General features: G+C 61.8%; 14 protein-coding genes and 2 pseudogenes. 7 read left to right on the forward strand and 9 right to left on the reverse strand.

Translation table 11 applies throughout. The features are described from left to right. Positions 1-15 precede the first annotated feature (15 nt). The 4 genes from MF410_RS10245 to MF410_RS10260 are packed head-to-tail and all read right to left on the reverse strand — an operon-like array spanning position 16 to position 5,000. On the reverse strand, positions 16-1,536 hold the full coding sequence (locus tag MF410_RS10245; RefSeq protein ID WP_097629936.1) for an aldehyde dehydrogenase family protein: 1,521 nt from the start codon (positions 1,534-1,536) through the stop codon (positions 16-18). Continuing rightward, the gene (locus MF410_RS10250) at positions 1,536-2,315 is read right to left on the reverse strand and encodes an enoyl-CoA hydratase/isomerase family protein (protein WP_097629937.1); all 780 of its coding nucleotides are present in this window, start codon (positions 2,313-2,315) and stop codon (positions 1,536-1,538) included. The genes MF410_RS10245 and MF410_RS10250 overlap by 1 nt, the downstream gene beginning before the upstream one ends. After that, positions 2,308-3,921, reverse strand: a complete 1,614-nt coding sequence (locus tag MF410_RS10255; RefSeq protein ID WP_179867209.1) for an acyl CoA:acetate/3-ketoacid CoA transferase — start codon at positions 3,919-3,921, stop codon at positions 2,308-2,310. The genes MF410_RS10250 and MF410_RS10255 overlap by 8 nt, the downstream gene beginning before the upstream one ends. A gap of 5 nt (positions 3,922-3,926) precedes the next feature. Then, on the reverse strand, positions 3,927-5,000 hold the full coding sequence (locus MF410_RS10260; protein ID WP_097629941.1) for a LacI family DNA-binding transcriptional regulator: 1,074 nt from the start codon (positions 4,998-5,000) through the stop codon (positions 3,927-3,929). Positions 5,001-5,277: 277 nt separating this feature from the next. Between MF410_RS10260 and MF410_RS10265 the strand changes: the two genes are divergently transcribed. The 3 genes from MF410_RS10265 to MF410_RS10275 all read left to right on the forward strand — a co-directional run bounded on the left by MF410_RS10265 (position 5,278) and on the right by MF410_RS10275 (position 8,019). Continuing rightward, positions 5,278-5,598: a hypothetical protein gene (locus MF410_RS10265; RefSeq protein ID WP_239620371.1), complete on the forward strand. Its 321-nt coding sequence runs from the start codon at positions 5,278-5,280 to the stop codon at positions 5,596-5,598. Between the two features lie 198 nt (positions 5,599-5,796). Then, a complete protein-coding gene (locus MF410_RS10270; RefSeq protein ID WP_097629943.1) occupies positions 5,797-7,332 on the forward strand; it encodes a PAS-domain containing protein in 1,536 nt (511 codons plus the stop codon). A 63-nt stretch (positions 7,333-7,395) separates the two neighbouring features. Continuing rightward, entirely contained in the window at positions 7,396-8,019 is a 624-nt protein-coding gene (locus tag MF410_RS10275) for a carboxymuconolactone decarboxylase family protein (protein WP_012557380.1), read from the forward strand. Positions 8,020-8,058: 39 nt separating this feature from the next. Here the strand turns inward: MF410_RS10275 and MF410_RS10280 are convergent. After that, positions 8,059-9,034, reverse strand: a pseudogene (locus MF410_RS10280) (alpha/beta hydrolase). 170 nt (positions 9,035-9,204) lie between these two features. Then, positions 9,205-10,092, reverse strand: a complete 888-nt coding sequence (locus MF410_RS10285) for a LysR family transcriptional regulator (RefSeq protein ID WP_097629946.1) — start codon at positions 10,090-10,092, stop codon at positions 9,205-9,207. A gap of 132 nt (positions 10,093-10,224) precedes the next feature. Between MF410_RS10285 and MF410_RS10290 the strand changes: the two genes are divergently transcribed. Beyond that, positions 10,225-11,076, forward strand: coding sequence for an oxidoreductase (locus MF410_RS10290; protein WP_097629948.1), 852 nt, complete (start codon positions 10,225-10,227; stop codon positions 11,074-11,076). An 84-nt stretch (positions 11,077-11,160) separates the two neighbouring features. Here MF410_RS10290 and MF410_RS10295 read toward each other — a convergent pair whose 3' ends face one another. Then, a complete protein-coding gene (locus MF410_RS10295; protein ID WP_097629958.1) occupies positions 11,161-12,099 on the reverse strand; it encodes an alpha/beta fold hydrolase in 939 nt (312 codons plus the stop codon). Between the two features lie 168 nt (positions 12,100-12,267). On the opposite strand from MF410_RS10295, the gene MF410_RS10300 reads away from it, so the two are divergent. Continuing rightward, the gene (locus MF410_RS10300) at positions 12,268-12,579 is read left to right on the forward strand and encodes a DUF1883 domain-containing protein (protein ID WP_131711842.1); all 312 of its coding nucleotides are present in this window, start codon (positions 12,268-12,270) and stop codon (positions 12,577-12,579) included. Between the two features lie 286 nt (positions 12,580-12,865). After that, on the forward strand, positions 12,866-13,540 hold the full coding sequence (locus MF410_RS10305) for a VIT1/CCC1 transporter family protein (RefSeq protein WP_097629950.1): 675 nt from the start codon (positions 12,866-12,868) through the stop codon (positions 13,538-13,540). 32 nt (positions 13,541-13,572) lie between these two features. On the opposite strand, the gene MF410_RS10310 is transcribed toward MF410_RS10305, so the two are convergent. Next, complete coding sequence (locus MF410_RS10310; protein WP_097629952.1) at positions 13,573-14,889, reverse strand: replication-associated recombination protein A; 1,317 nt, start codon at positions 14,887-14,889, stop codon at positions 13,573-13,575. Further along, a pseudogene (locus MF410_RS10315) lies at positions 14,886-16,290 on the reverse strand (DegQ family serine endoprotease). The gene MF410_RS10310 and the pseudogene MF410_RS10315 overlap by 4 nt, the downstream one beginning before the upstream one ends. 257 nt (positions 16,291-16,547) lie before the next feature. Here MF410_RS10315 and MF410_RS10320 point away from each other — a divergent pair. Beyond that, the gene (locus MF410_RS10320; protein ID WP_097629954.1) at positions 16,548-16,928 is read left to right on the forward strand and encodes a YkvA family protein; all 381 of its coding nucleotides are present in this window, start codon (positions 16,548-16,550) and stop codon (positions 16,926-16,928) included.

Below are 16,928 nucleotides of genomic sequence, written 5' to 3' on the forward strand. Positions count from 1 at the left end.
TAGTTGCTTTGCCAGCTAGGCCAGCTTTTCCGTCTGCGGCATCCACCAACCGGTGCGTTTGCCGATATGCATGTTCAGCGTCTTGGTCTCGGTATAATCCTCGACCGCATGGCGGCCGAGTTCGCGGCCGAGGCCGCTCTGCTTGTAGCCGCCGAAGGGAAGCTCCGAGGCGCCGTCCATGAAGGTGTTCATCCAGACCGTGCCCGCCCGCACCGACCGGCCGATCGTCAGGCAGGTGTCGAAATCACGGCTCCAGACACCGGCCGACAGGCCGTAGTCGATGGAATTGGCAATCCTGATCGCTTCGGCTGAAGTCTCGAATGTCAGGACTGACAGGACCGGACCAAAGACTTCCTCGCGCGCCACCGGCATATCGGGCGTGACGGCTTCGAGGATCGTCGGCGACATGAACTGCCCCATGCCGAGGTCGAGCGTCTCGCCGCCATGGGCGACGCGGGCGCCGCTGCTCCTGGCGCCGGCGACATAGCCTGAAATCTTCTCCAAATGGTGCGGCGTGATGATCGCGCCGACCTGCGTCGAGGGATCGAGGGGATCGCCGACCTTCACCCCCTTCGACAGCTCGGCGACACGCCTGACGACGTCTGAGGCGATCGACTTGTGAAGGATCAGCCGCGAGCCGGCGTTGCAGCACTCGCCGGCATTGAAATAGGCGCCGAAGACCGCGGCATCGATGAAGGCATCGAGGTCGGCATCGGGGAAAACGATCTGCGGGTTCTTGCCGCCCAGCTCCAGCGAGACTTTCTTCAGCGTCTGCGCGGCATTCGACATCGTCAGTTTTCCGACACCGGTCGAGCCGGTGAAGGAGACCATGTCGACATCGGGATGCGAGGTCATGACCGCGCCGACTTCAGGTCCCGTACCGGTGACAATATTGACGACGCCATCGGGAATGCCCGCCTGCTGCAGGATTTCGCCCAAGACGAGCGTCGATCCCGACGTCAGTTCCGAAGGCTTGACGACGGCCGTGCAGCCTGCGGCGAGCGCGAAGGGCAGTTTCTGGCCGACGATCAGGAACGGGAAGTTCCACGGCGTGATGATCGAGACAACGCCGATCGCTTCGCGCAGGACGACGCCGAGCGTGCCGTCGCCGAGCGTATTGTAACTTTCGCCATGGAGATCGCGTGCCAAAGCCGCCGCATAGCGCCAGATGTCGACCGAGCCGGCAATTTCTCCCCTCACCTGGGTGATGGGTTTGCCTGCCTCGATGGCATCGAGAAATGCCAGTTCTTCAGCACGCGCCGCGATCAGATCTGCAGCCTTGAGCAGGATGGCGGAGCGTTCGGACGCGGTCATGCGCGGCCACGGCCCGTCATCGAAGGCCTTGCGTGCTGCAGCAATCGCGCGCTCGGCATCCTTCCGACTGCCGGTCGAAAACCGGCTGACCACGACGTCATGGCTTGGCGCGATACGTTCGATCGGATTGGAGGCGCCGGCCTCCCATTTGCCGTCGATCAGCATCTTGAAATCGCGCGCCTTGTGGTCGCTGAGCGCCGTGGGGTTGACGAGAACCGTCATTACCATTCTCCCTTGAACGTTGCCGGGCGCTTCTCGCTGAATGATGCGACGCCCTCCTTCAGATCGCCGGTTTTCGCGGCGAGGATCGAGCCCAGGGCTTCGACCGCCGTTCCGTTGTCTTCGCCGTTCGCCGATGCGATCATCAATTTGACGATCTCGAGGGCCGCCGGTCCCCTCGCCGCGATCCGCCCGGCATATTCCCTGGCGGCGGCGACCGAGTTTCCTGTCGGAACGACCGCGTCGACGATACCGAGCAGGCGGGCTTCCTCGGCGGTGAATATCTCGCCGCCGAGCGCCATGCGACGGACGGCCTGGGCGCCGAACCGGCGCACGAGACGCTGGGTGCCGGACCAGCCCGGCACCATGCCAAGGCCGGTTTCCGGCAGGCCTATCTTAATGTGTTCCTCGGCGATGCGAATGTCGGCAACGCCCGCCAGCTCGAGCCCGCCTCCGAGAGCGTGGCCGTTCAGCGCCGCGACCAGCGGCACCCGAAGCGTCGCCAGCCGTTCGAAGATCCGGTGACCATGCCGAACCCAGGCGTGACCGAACTCCTGGGGCAGCATTCCGCCCCAGGCCTTGATATCGCCTCCGGCGGAAAAACCCTTTCCTTCACCGGTCAGAACCGCGGCGCGTACGTCCGGGTTTGCCTCCACGGCATCGGCGGCGTCCGCCAAGGCTTTCAGCATGTCGAGATCGAGCGCGTTGAGTTTCTCAGGACGACAAATTGTCAGGGTCGCAACATGTCCGTCGATATCGATCCTGACTGTTCCGCTAGCCATGGAAAGTGCCCTCCAGCGTCCGTGCCCGTTTGGCTGGAAGCGACAGGCCGATGCCGGCCTCGCCGAAGAGTGTCGCATCCATGACCTTCAGGTCGGGCGCGACGATCAGCGGAAATTCGGACTGATCGAGGATCTGGGACTGAAGATCGACGCCCGGGGCGATCTCGGTGAGGACGATGCCTTCGGGCGTCAACTTCATCACGCAGCGCTCGGTGACATAGATGATATCCTGCCCCTGCTCGATCGCCCGCCTGCCGCTGAAAGTGACGTGTTCGACCTTGTTGACGAGCTTCTTCAGCTTGCCCTCTTTTTCAATGAGCAGAGCCCCATCGGCGATCGAAAGCTTCGCCCCGGCGTTGAACATGCCTGAAAAAACAATCTTCTTTGCCCGCGCCGTGATGTCGACGAAGCCGCCGGCGCCGGCCGTCACATGCGGCCGGAAGGAAAGTTTGGAGACGTTGACCGACCCGTCCTTGCCGATCTCGAGGAAGGAGAGCAGCGACGCATCGAAGCCAGCGCCCTGAAAGTAAGTGAACTGATAAGGGGATGGCATATAGGCGTCGGCATTGGAGGCGCAGCCGAAGGCGAAATCGAGCAGCGGCACGCCGCCGACCGCGCCTTGCTCGATCACCCAGGTGACGGCGCCGTGGAGCCCCTCCTCCAGCAGAATGCGCGGTACATTGGCCGAAATTCCGAAGCCGAGATTGACGCAGCTTCCCGCCTGCAACTCCTGCGCGACACGGCGCGCGATCACCTTCTGAACATTGAACTCCGGAACGTGGAAGCTGTCGAGCGGGCGGAAGATCTCACCCGAAATCGCCGGATCATACCCAGTCTGCGTTGTCTGCTTCTGATCGGGATCGACGACGATATAGTCGACCAGCATTCCCGGCACTCGGACGTCATGCGGTTTCAAAGAGCCTTCCTTGGTGATCCGCTTGACCTGGGCGATGACGATGCCGCCGTTGTTGCGGGCGGCGAGCGCCTGATCGAGACCGCCGAGATAGGCGCCCTCATGTTCGTATGTCAGGTTGCCGCGCTCATCAGCGGTGGTGGCGCGGATGATGGCGACCTGAGGGACGATCGAGGGGAAGAACAGCCAGTCGTCGCCCTCGAAGCTGACGCGCTTGACCACCTGCTGCTCCGAAGCCAGCTCGTTCATCGCGCAGCCCTGCCGCCGGGGGTCGACGAATGTGTCGACGCCGATCTTGGTCAGCACGCCCGGCCGCTTGGCGGCGGCTTCGCGATGGATGTCGAACAGGATGCCAGAGGGAATGTTGTAGGCCGGGATCTCGTTGTTGGTGATCATCTGCCAGATCAGCGGCGGCTCGGACGATGACGGTCCCGACGGGTAGGAGCCGCCGATGATACGTTTCAGCAGGCCCTTCCTGGCAATATGGTCGATGCCCTTGATACCGCTCATGTCGCCGGCAGCGATCGGATGAAGGGTCGTCAAATCACGGGGATGGCCGGTCGCCTCGAAACGCTCGCCGATCGCCTTCAGCATGAGATCCGGGCAACCGAGACCGCTCGAAGACGATACCGTCACGACGGCGCCATCCGGGATGAGCGCGGCCGCTTCGGCTGGGGTGAGATGCTTCTTCATGTGCATTACTCGGCGTCCTGTTTCGATTTTACGCTCTTGCCGGTCTTCGACGGCGGGGCCCTGCCGGCGCCGCAGCTTTCGCGAACGACCAGCCGAACGGCCGTCGTCACCGTCTCCGCTTCGGCCTTGCCCGCATTGATCTGCTTGAGCAGCATCTGCGCGCCGCGACGCCCGATGCCCTGCGGGTCGACCGAGACCGTCGTCAGCGCCGGGACCGCTGCCTGGGCCTCGATGACATCGTCGAAGCCCACCACGGCGAAGTCGGCACCCGGCTCCAGCCGGCGCGCGCGCAACCCGTCGCAAACGCCGAACGCCACCGCATCGTTGAAGCAGACGGCCGCGGTCGGCCGGCGGCCGAGCGCAATCGCTTTTCCGATCGCCTCTACCCCGCCGGCCCGCGACGGCGCGGACGCGATGACGAGTTCTTCGTGATAGTCGAGCCCGGCTGCCTCAACGCCGCTTCGGTAGCCGGCAAGCCTGTCGTCGAAGACGGCGGTGTCCGGAAAGCCGCCGAGAAAAGCGATGCGCTTGTGACCGAGGCCCGCCAGATGCTTGACCGCGGACATCATGCCGGCCTGGTTGTCGGAAACGATCGACGAGACCTTGGCGCCGGGCAGGTTTCGAACGACGACCACAACTGGAATCCCGGCTGCAACGAGCGGCTTGAAGTCGGCGGCATCGGTGGCGCGGGCCGGCGAGACGATGAGGCCGGAAATGCCGTGCTCACGCATCGACGCGACAACCTCACGCTGCCGGTCGATGCTCTCGCCGGTGTTCGACAGGAACTGCACGAAGCCGGCCGACTGAACGACCATATCGACGCCGACCGCCAGCTCCGCAAAGAAGCTGTTCGTCAGATCGTTGACGACAACTCCGACAATCTTCGATTTCGCACCGGCTTGGCGAAGATTGGCGGCGCCGCGATTATAGACATAGCCGAGTTCGCGCATCACGGCATTGACCTTGGAGCGCGTCCCCTCATTGACCAGGGAGGAGCCCTGCAACACCAGCGACACCGTCGACTTGGAGACGCCGGCGGCCTTTGCGATGTCAATGACGGTCACCCGCGCCTTTGTCATTTCCCTCTCCGACCACGACGTCGACTGATGGATAAATATTTGGAACGTTCCAATTCTGTCAAGGGAAATTTAGGGATCCGGTATGCATTTATTTGCTTCTAGTGAGTTGCCAGCTTTATTTCGTTGTCAACATTTCAACTAAAAAATTGGAACGATCTAAATTCCGGCCACAGTTGAGAGGCGCCTGCGGTTGCAAAGTCGTGGAGGATTCGGAACTCGTCCCTTATGCTGTCGAGACAATGATTGCGCCGCGACCAGTGGAGGAGATCATCGAAACATGACATTGCGCGCTGAACTGACCGCTCTGCCGCCACGCGAACAGGCACAGCGCCTGACAGCCGTCGCCGCATCTCTGGTGGCGCAAATTAGGCGCACCGAACCCGACGCGGCGGAAGCAGAGGCCGCCTTGGCGGCAATCCGCGCCTGGGGCGATGGCGGGCGCCTAACCGGCGGATATTTCTCCGATCTTGTCTACGGCGATGAGGAGCGCGGGACTCTTCGTCGTCTTACCGAGGCGGCAGGTAAGCCCAGCGAAGGCGGGTGGAATGCACGTCGCCTGGCTTGTTTATCAGGAGACCGGCAAAGCCATGCCGAGTGACGTCAACGAGGCGGGAGAGGACAGCCTTGATCTTCTGGACGAGCAGCGCGACCAACGCGGCTAAGTGATGCAAAACCGCGGCGCACTGTTGCTGGAATTGCTCTCGATGAGCTCCCGCCGATAGGCTTTAGCGAAACTTTATCGTTTCTGACGAATGCTACGGATACGTGCAACGTGTCAGATCTGAAGCAGGGCGGGATGACGCCACACTCGTTTGAATCCATTCTGGAGAGCCTGCCGCAGGGCATCGTTCTGCTTGATTCTGCCAATAGGGTGACGGCGTTCAACTCCCGCACCCTCGATATTCTCGGGCTGCCGGCTGGAGCCATCGGCAGAGGAATGAATATCGACGGACTGCCGGGCACCGCCGATTGCCGCGCGGCCGCATGCCGGCGGTCGACGACAGGCAGGCCGCACACGTCTCAGTTTGCGCTGTCTGACGGACGGATGGTCTCAATGACCTACGCCCCATCGAAAGAGGGAGGCTGGATCCTCAGCTACGAAGACATCTCGACCCTGATCCGCGTCGAAGACAGTCTCACCGAACAACATCACCGGTTCGACGCAGCACTCCGCAACATGCCGCACGGGCTGTGCATGTTCGATTCGACGAAGAAGCTGATCCTGTGCAACCCAGCCTACGCGCGGATGTACAATCTGCCGGACCGATTGACGCAACCGGGGACGCCGCTTGTCGATATCCTGGCTTATCGCAGCCGCGAGGGAAATGGTCCGGCCGACACTGCCACCTATTTCGATGTGGTGTTCGAAGCGACCGCGCGCGGCGCGGTGGCCAGCCAGAATATCGTGCTTTCCGACGGCCGCGTCATCAAAATCACCCACAATCCGATGCAGAACGGTGGATACGTCGCCACCCACGAAGACGTCACCAAAACAGTGCGGCTGACGGAAGAGCTGCGCCAGCACCACGATCAGCTCGAAACGACGGTGCAGAGCCGCACGGCCGAGGTCGAGCGGCAGGCGCGGGAACTCGAGCGAATGCTTGCGCAGGAGCGGAACATCAACGAATTGCAGCGGCAGTTCGTGGCAATGGCCTCCCATGAATTCCGCACCCCGCTCGCCATCATCGACGCTGCCGCCCAGCGGCTGCTGCGCAAAAGAGGAGCAGTCGAGCCCGAATTCTTAAGCGACAAGGTCGATCAGATCCGCGCATCGGTGAACCGGATAGTCGATCTCATGGAGAGCATCCTTTCGGCCGGGCGCCTCGACACCGGCAAGATCGACATCAGCTACGATGCCTGCGCCTTGCGATCATTGATAAGAAGCTGTTGCGAGCGGCAGTCGACGATCGCCAAAACGCACAGCTTCGTGTTGGATATCGACGGGCTGCCGGAGTTCATCGATGCCGATCCCCGAACTTTAGCGCAGGTCTTTACCAACCTGCTGTCCAACGCCGTCAAATACGCGCCCGGAACCTCGGAAATTCGCGTCACGGCATGGGAGGAGACGGGAAACGTCAAAGTTTCGATCAGCGATGACGGGGTGGGGATCGATCCCGAAGACGTGCCCCGGCTGTTCCAGCGCTATTTTCGTGCCGGAACGTCGACCGGAATTGCCGGGACGGGCATTGGCCTGAACCTGGTGAAGCAGATCGTCGAACTGCACAACGGCTCGATAGAGGTTCGAAGCGCGAGAGGCTGCGGATCGACATTCACCGTAACCCTTCCGATCAGGCGCACCGGTAACGCTTCAGAGAACAGCGACGCTGCCTGATATTTCAGGATTGCTGTCCTCAATATCTACCCTATCCTTCTCGCTATAGAGGAGGACCATGCCATGGCTTTCATTCACACCCCCAATGCATCCGCCAGCGAGAAGACGACGTCGATGTATGCGTCGGCCGAGGCGAATTATGGTTATCTGCCGAACATGTACCGCGCCTTCGGACACCGGCCGGAGGTGATGGAGAACTGGGCAGCGCTGCTTTCCAGCATTCGCGGACATATGAGCCTCAGGCGCTATGAGCTGGTGACGCTGGCGGCGGCCAAGGAGCTGAAATCCTCCTATTGCATGCTGGCGCACGGCTCGGTGCTGCTGCGGGAAGGTTTTACCAGCGACGGGCTGACGGCTGTCGTCAACGAAACGGAGAAAGCGCCGATCGATGCCGGCGAAAGGGCGATCATGGCTTTTGCCGCCAAGGTGGCGCGCGACGCGACGTCGATCACCCAGCAGGATATAGACGGGCTGAAAAAACACGGGCTGAGCGATGCCGAGGTCTTCGACGTCACGGCCGCGGCGGCGGCCCGGTGTTTCTTCTCGAAAATGCTGGATGCGCTGGGGGCTGCACCCGATCACGCCTATATCGAGCGGCTGGAGCCGAATGTCAGAAAGGCGCTCAGCGTCGGCCGGGAGGTCGAGCGGCCTCTGGCGCCGTCACCGTCGCGTGGCACATCGCAATAAGGCGGAGCGCGAGGACGTGAAGCCCCTGCTTCTGCGGTCCTACTCCTGCGGCTTGTCTGCGAAATGCCGGATCGCAAATTCGGCGATATTCTGGCTCGACCGGTCGGCATCGTCGAGCAGCGAGGGAAACAGCTGCCACTGATGCGGCATGCCCGGCCAAATCTCGGTGGTGACATCCACCCCCGCCTGACGTGCCTTGTCGGCAAGCCGCAGCGTATCGTCCAGCAGCGCTTCGCCGGAGCCAACCTGCAGCAGTAGCGGCGGAAAGCCGGTCATGTCGGCATAAAGCGGCGATGCCTGGGGATCGTTCGGCGACCGGCTGCCGAGATAGGCCTTGCGCAAAGTTTCGATCGAGGCCCTGCCGACCAGCGGATCGCTGTCGGCATTCGATGTCATCGATCCACCGGTCGCGGCAAGATCGGTGATGGGGCTGAGCGCAATGACGGCCGCCGGCAGCGGTTTTGCCGCCTGCCTCTGCCGCAGCACCGTCTCCAGCGCGATATTGCCGCCGGCGCCGTCTCCCGCCACGACGACATTCTCGGCGCGATAGCCGTTGTCGAGAAGCCAGCGATAGGCCGTCAGCGCGTCGTTGATCTGAGCGGGATAGGTATATTCGGGCATTAGCCGATACTCGATCAGAAGCACGTCGCTGGATGCGGCCTTGGCGAGCGAGCCGGCAAGCAGGCTGTGCGTGCGGATAGAGCCGCCCGAAAAGCCGCCGCCATGAATATAAAGGATCACCCTTTGGCCGATCGGGTGATGAAGACGGGCGGGCCACATCGAGCTCGGCATCGACGCCGTCGGCATCGACCTGCCGGACCTGGATGCGTGTTGGCCCCGGCGTCGTTTCCAGCAGCGTTCGGAAGGCTGTCCGCCGCTGCTGCAGGCTATCGGCGCCGGTAAAATGATCCTTCCAGAGGCCGACGAGTTTTTCGACCTGCTCGCGCGAGGCCTGGCTTTGCGGTTCAATGTCCTTTCCGACGGCCGCCGAGGCCAGCAACATCACCGTGGCCAATGCGGGCAACAGACCGCCGAGCCGCTTTAATGCGCTTCGATTGACAGTTGGCAAAATCCGACCGTTCATCAACCTCTCCCGATGATGCTGACCATGGCGGCCATGGCAGCATCATTGGCCGGTTCACCCGCAGGAGTCAAAAGGGTGAAGAGTGCGAATCCTGAGCTTTTTTACTCGGCTTTCATCGCATCGATGACCGCCCTGAAGCCCGCCGACATGTGGCGGCGGCTCGGATAGTAGAGATAGAGCGGCTCCTCCGGCTGGCACCAGTCGTCGAGCACCTGGATCAGTTCTCCGTCGGCAATCGCCTTCTCCACCCGCGGCTCCCAGATATAGGCAAGGCCGACGCCGCCGAGCGCTGCCTGCAGCATCAGTTCGTGATCATCGAGCGACAGAGGTCCGGTCGGCTGAAAGCTGACCGTCTGGCCATCCTTCTCGAACTCCCAGGCATAACGCGCGCCTGACGGAAACATGTTCTGGATACAGAGATGGCGCTTGAGATCGTGCGGCGTCGCCGGCTTCGGTCGGGCCTCGAAATAGGCAGGCGAACCGACGACGACCAGACGGATCCGCGGCTTGATGCGTAGCGCGATCATGCCCTCGGTGACACGCTCGCCGAAGCGGATGCCGGCATCGAAACCCTCCTCGACGATATCGACCAGCCTGTCCGTTGCGTTGATCTCCAGTTGCAGATTGGGATTACGCTGGAGCAGCGGGGCAATGACGCGGCCGATGACGAAGGGGCCGATCGAATTCGGCACGTTGATCCTCACCTTGCCGAAGGGCGTGTCGCGGTAACGGTTCAGCGCATCGAGCGCTGCCGCCATCTCGCCGAAGGCGGGGTCGAGATGCGAGATCAGTAGTTCGCCGGCCTCGGTCAGCGAGACGCTGCGCGTCGTGCGGTTGAGCAGGCGAATGCCTATCCGATCTTCGAGGTTGAGCACCGCATGGCTGACCGCTGAGGCGGTGACACCCCTCTCCTCGCCCGCTTTGCGAAAACTCTTATGGCGGGCAACGGCCGCGAAGGCAGCGAGTTCGGAAAGGTCGGTGGCGCGCATTGCTGAATTTTGCTCATCATAGTTTCAAGAATAACAAATCTTATACAGCAACGGATTTTCGGTCAAATTCAGCCTAGTCAGCACAGAGATGCGACGCCGAGACAGCCAATTAGTCGTCGAAAGGAATTTGTCATGAAAGTCTGGTTCATCACTGGTGCATCCCGCGGCTTCGGCGCGCTGATGACCAAGGAAGCTCTCGCCGCTGGCGATGCCGTTATCGCCACCGCCCGCAACCCGAAGACCGTCACCGAGCAGTTCGGCGATCATCCGAACCTCCTCGCCGTCGCCCTTGACGTCACCAACGAGGCCCAGGCGAAAGAAGCTGCGGCAGCCGGCATCGCCCGCTTCGGCCGCATTGATGTTCTCGCCAACAATGCTGGCTACGGCCTGCTCGGTGCCGTCGAGGAGGCCACGGCCGAGGAGATCGAAAAGCTCTATGCCACGAATGTCTTCGGCCTTCTGAAGGTGACGCGCGCCGTGCTGCCCTATATGCGCCGCCAGCGTTCCGGCCATATCCTGAACTTTTCCTCGATCGGCGGTTACTTCGGCTATCCCGGCTGGGGCGTCTACGGCTCGACGAAATTCGCCGTCGAGGGGCTGTCGGAATCGATGGCCGCCGAACTCGAACCCTTCGGCATCAAGGTGACGATTGTCGAGCCCGGCTTCTTCCGCACCGACTTTCTCGCCGACACATCGCTCGCGGTCAGCCCGGCCTCCATCGCCGATTACGAAGGCACGCCGGCCGGCAACATGCGCAATTTCGCCGCCGACGCCAATCATGCCCAGCCCGGCAACCCCGCCAAGCTCGCAGCCGGCATCATGACAATGGTCAATTCGGCCAACCCGCCGCTGCGCATGCCGTTCGGCAGCGACACGGTGGCGATGATCGAAGGGCAGCATGCGAGCGTCGAAATGGAACTTGCCGCCTGGCGTGAACTTGCCGTCTCCACGGATTTTCAGAGCGATGCAACGGCCTCGGCCTGATACCCAAGACCATGCCTGCGCCGCTTCCCGGATATCGGGGTGCGGCGCAGGTTCGCTCGTGACCAGAAGCCCGACCGCCTCACTTTATTTGCCGACCTGCTCGGCCCAGTTCGGCGCCTTGCCGCCGCCGTCGAGGAAAGTCATCGCCACATTGGCCATCAGCGGCGAAGCGAAGGTCTCGTAATGGGTGAGATCGGGCAGGATCGCCAGCCGGTTCTTCGACATGTTCTCCCGCATCCAGCCCGCATCGCGCAGGCCGCCGCCGAGCTTGTGGTAGAAGTCGATCATATGCTCGGGGCGGATCATATCGGCATCGCCATAGATCAGCATGACCGGCATGGTGAGCCTTGCGACGGCATCGCTATAATCCTTGGGTTCGCGCATCAACGCACCCATGGCGTCGAGCAGCTTCGGAAACTCGGAAACGTCGGGCGCCACCGCTTTGTAGGTGAGGAACATCGGCGTGTCTTTCATCATCTCGGCCATGCCGGCGCCGACGGCCGCCTGCTGCGGCAGCATCTCCGGGAAGAAGCCGTTCTGCGCATAGGGCGCCGAGAGGATTACCAGGCGGCGCACGCGGTCGGGCGCATTCGCCGCCATGTTCAGCGCCACCCCGCCGCCGAAGGAATAACCGAAGACGTCGAGCTTGTCGTAACCGAGCTGCTTCACCAGGATCGCAAGGTCGGCGCCGATTGCCGCAAGGTCGATCGGCCGCTTGCCGAGGGGCGTACGGCCATGGCCCTGCAGATCGACGGCGATCACCTGCCGGTGGTCGGCGAAAACAGGCATGACCGGCGCGAACATCTCGATCTGCCCGAGGCCGCCGTGCAGTAGCAGCAGCGGTTCGCCCTTCCCGCGGATTTCGTAGTAATAGTCAATACCGTTGACCGGTACGCTTCCCTTCCTGACTATCGGCGCGACCGCCTTATCCTCGCTCGGCGCACCGCCGGCGCCTGCCATGTCGGGCGCGGCCAGGAATGCGGCGACGGTTGCGATCATCGAAATCAGCCTCATTTTCAACATGTCCTTGCTCCGTTTTTGCATCAATACCGCAAGGACGGCGGGGGCCAGGCTTTTCCGACACCGGGTTTCGGAATTTCTCCGATCGGGCTTTGCGAGCGATATCCAACTTTTCCTTAACCGGCATGCTGGTAAAATCTCGCCGCAGAGACGTCAGACACCACGAGACCGATGCCGAAACCGAATTTTCGCTTCACCCACTACGATCTTAAGGAACAACGCGCCGGAACGATCGTCGAGGTGTCGTTGAATGCGGTGAACAATGTGCGGCTGATGTCGGCGCCGAATTTCCAGCGCTTCACCGAAGTTCTCGATTTCAAATATATCGGCGGCGTGGCGCGCAAATCGCCAGTCAAGCTTGCCGTTCCGGAACACGGTCACTGGCATGTCGTCGTCGACATGGAAGGTCATCACGGGTTGGCGGAATCCACCGTCAAGGTAATCGCCGCGCCAGCCAATCAGAAGACGCCGCGGTCCTCCTAAGCTTTGCAGCACCGCCCCTCCGCCACGTGGAAAGCACCGGGCATGTGCAGACAACGCCCCATCAGCAAGAGGCCCTGGTCACAATGTGGCCAATCACACTGACCTTTGATCGCAATCAATGAATTGGGCGGCAAGGTCGATAACAATTCTTCAGGCCGCCAGCTGCAACTCGGCTCGCGATTTCATGTTCCGATAGCGAGCGGAAACCGCTGGCTATTGCGTAATTCCTTGAATCGGAATCGACGACGCGCGACGCTGCAGGATTTTCATCATGTGGGAGTAGTCCATGACGTCGAACCCGACCGGTCGCATCACCAAAATCATCGATCCAGGCGATGCGTTAGGGGAAATCCTTTTCGGATTGATCATGGCGCTGACCTTGACGGTTGGTTCCAGGCTTGTTTTTGAAGAAGAAGGATTAAATGTCCACGAGTTGATCGTCGCGACGATCGGATGCAATGTCGCGTGGGGGATCATCGACGCCGTCTTGTTCATTCTGGGTACCACATTTTACAAGAGCAGGCGGCTGCGCCTTTTCCGGCAAATCAAAGCCGCCGGGGACGAATCTGAAGCGCTCATGGTTCTCGCGAACGAATTCCCGATTAAAGAAGCGCCATTCTCTGCGAAGGCCGCCGACACGGACGCGCTCTATCAATCGCTGCTGACCCTCGCACGCCAGGCCGCCCCAGTGAAGGTGTCATTTTCGAAAGGTGATCTGTCCGCCGCAATCGCCGTCTTCCTCCTGGTTTCGGCGACCGCCATTCCGGCAGTTCTCCCATTCTTTCTCCTCGAAGACGCGCACCTTGCCTTGAGGGTCAGCAACCTGTTTCTGATCATGCTGCTGTTTGTGACGGGTTATGCGTGGGCGAAATTTTCCGGAGGCAGGGCCTTTCAGGCAGGCATGACGATGACGTGTCTTGGATTGCTTCTGGTTGCAATAGCGATCGCTCTTGGCGGCTGAGCCGCGTTCGCAACCGAACAGCCACAGAGGCGTCAGCGCGGGTTGCGCTCCTTGCGAAGCTTCGCCCACCATTCCAGCCGCTTGCGGATATCGCGCTCGAAGCCGCGCTCCGGAGGATCGTAGAAGGTTTGGCGGCCCATTTTCTCTGGGAAATAATCCTGGCCGGAAAAGGCGTCCGGTTCATCGTGATCGTAGCGGTAGCCGTCGCCGTAACCTTCGCCCTTCATCAGCTTGGTCGGCGCATTGAGGATATGCTTCGGTGGAAGCAGCGAGCCGTTCTGCTTGGCGGCCTGGCTTGCCGCCTTGAAGGCGGTGTAGACGGCATTCGATTTCGGCGCGGTGGCGAGATAGACGCAGGCCTGCGCCAGCGCCAGTTCGCCTTCCGGAGAGCCGAGATACTCATAAGCATCCTTGGCGGCGTTGCAGATCACCAGCGCCTGCGGGTCGGCAAGGCCGATATCTTCCACCGCCATGCGCACCAGCCGCCGGCCGAGATAGAGCGGATCCTCGCCGGCATCGAACATGCGGGCGAGATAATATAGAGCGGCATCGGGATCCGAGCCGCGCACGGATTTGTGCAGCGCCGAGATCAGATTGTAATGGCCGTCCTGCGCCTTGTCGTAGACGGGCGCGCGGCGCTGGACGATCCGCGTCAGGCCTTCGGTGTCGAAGCTCTCGCCCTCGCGGGCGGCTCGCCACACCTCTTCGGCAAGGGTCAGCACCGCACGGCCGTCGCCGTCGGCCATGCGGATCAGGCTGAGACGCGCTTCCTCGGTCAACGGCAGCGGCTTCTGCTCGATCGCCTCGGCGCGCCTCAGCAATTCCTCCAGGCTCTCCTCGTCATGCGACTTGAAGGTCAGCACCCGGGCGCGCGACAGCAGAGCGGCGTTGAGCTCGAAGGACGGGTTTTCGGTGGTGGCGCCGACGAGGATAACGGTGCCATCCTCCATGACGGGCAGGAAACTGTCCTGCTGGGCGCGGTTGAAACGGTGGATCTCGTCGACGAAGAGCAGCGTCTGACGACCGTCCATGCGGCGCAGGCGGGCCGTTTCGAACACCTTCTTCAGATCGGCGACACCGGAAAAGATCGCTGAAATCTGCTCGAAAGCCAGCCCCGCCTCGCCCGACAGCAGCCGCGCCACCGTCGTCTTGCCGGTGCCGGGCGGGCCCCAGAAGATCATCGAGCCGAGCGAACCGCTTTCGATCATTCGTTTCAGCACGCCGTCTTCACCGGTCAGATGTTCCTGACCGGTGACATCGGCGAGCGTCTTCGGCCGCAGCCGGTCGGCAAGCGGCCGCTTGGCGGCAACCTCCTCCGGAACACGCGGCGCGAAGAGATCATTGCTCATCGGAAGAACTGCCGGATGCGCTGGCCGTCGCGCTCGATTTCCACCCGCCAGAGGCCGGGGTCGCTATCGGCGATTTGGGACAGCTCGCTGGTCGACTTCACATCGGTGCCGTTGATCGAGACGATGATATCCTTCGGCTCGAAACCGAGTTCGGGCGGCAGGCGAATCCTCCTTCACCTCGGATACGACGACGCCTGCCGATTCCGGCGGCATGCGCAGCTCGTCGGCGACCCGCGGCGACAGGTTCTCGACGACAGCGCCGCTGAAGGGGGTACGCCCGCCGATGGTGCGCTGGTCGCGCGGCGAGGTTTCCGGGGCGCGATCGAGCGTCAGCGGCAGCTGCTCCTCGCGGCCGTTCTCGACGACCGTGAGCTTGACCGATTTTCCGAGACCGGCCGTCGTCAGCCGGTAAAGCAGCGCATCCGGATGCTCGACCGAAATACCGTCGACAGCGGTGATGATTTCACCGGCCTTCAGCCCGGCCTTGGCGGCCGGGCCGCCTTCCGAGACCTTGACGACCAGCGCGCCGCGAGCCTTATTCAGTCCAAGCGCTTCGGCGACTTCCGAGGTCACGGCATCGAAACTCGCGCCGACATAGGGCCGCTCGAAGGATTTGACGCCGGCATCGGCCGAGGCGAGGAAGACCTTGACCAGATTGGCGGGGATGGCAAAGCCGATACCGTTCGAGCCGCCTCCGCGCGAGAAGATCGCGGTGTTGATGCCGATCAACTCACCCTTCATGTTCATCAGAGCGCCGCCGGAATTGCCGGGATTGATCGAGGCGTCGGTCTGGATGAAGAAGCCGAACTCGTTCCTGACCACCTGGTTGCGGGCCAGTGCGGAGACGATACCGCTCGTCACCGTCTGGCCGACGCCGAAGGGATTGCCGATCGCCAGAACGAGATCACCGACCTCGACGGCATCGGAATTGCCGATCGGCAATGTCGGGAAACTTTCCTTGGTGTCGATCTTCAACACGGCAAGATCGACACGGTCATCACGCAGTACCACTTTGCAGGGGAATTCGCGGCCATCCGGCAGCGCAACCTTGATATCATCGGCGCCTTCGACCACGTGATTGTTGGTCACCACAGTGCCGTTCGCCTCGACGATGACACCGGAACCGAGCGAGGACTGCTTTTCCGAGCGATTCGGCATCTGCTGGCCGAAGAACTGCTCGAAGAAGGGGTCGCCGGCAAAGGGCGACTGCCGCCGGACGGTCTTTTCCGCATAGACATTGACGACGGCGCCCGACGTCTGTTTGACGAGCGGCGCGAAGGAGAGCTGCATCTGCATCTGGCTCTCGGGCACCGTCTTTGCGGTCTGCGCATTGGCCGCAGCCGGCAGAACGAGCATGAGAGCGAGTAGCGAGACGGAGGCGCGCTTGAACAGGCCTTGCATGGGTATCCCTTTTGAATCCTCTTGTGGATCGTTTTAGAGCATGATGCCGAAAAGTGTGAGCGGTTTTCGGACGACATCCTCCTCTAACTATTTAATGCGAACAGTATTCAGATTTCAGGCCGAACCGGCCCAAATTCATCCTGTCTGCCGCCCGACGCTAGAAAGGAAAGAGGGCGGAAGCATGGAAGAATGAGGCAGAGACGACCCCACGAGACTGCGCTTGAAGCCTTTGCGAATTCGATTCAGGAAATTTGGCCATGCAACTGATATCAAAAGCCAAAATCTGGGCGAAGTCACTGAAGCGTGACATCGTCGCCCTATGGCTTGCCGCGCGGGATCCGCGGGTGCCGTGGCATGCGAAAGCGGTGGCCGGCGCCGTTGCCGCCTATGCGCTGTCGCCCGTCGATCTCATCCCCGATTTCATTCCCGTGCTCGGTTATCTCGACGATCTCATCATCGTGCCTCTCGGCATTCTGCTGGCGACGCGGCTTATCCCGGCTGAGGTGATGAGCGCGCTTCGCGACGAGGCGGCAAGACGTATCGAGCGCCCCTCCGGCCGGGCCGGACTGATCTTCATCCTTGCCGTCTGGCTTGCCTGCATCATCTTCCTGGCTCTGGCATTGCGCAACCTGGTTTGA

The organism is Rhizobium sp. C104 (assembly GCF_022354505.1).
In the GTDB taxonomy this organism is placed as follows: Bacteria; Pseudomonadota; Alphaproteobacteria; order Rhizobiales; family Rhizobiaceae; genus Rhizobium; species Rhizobium redzepovicii.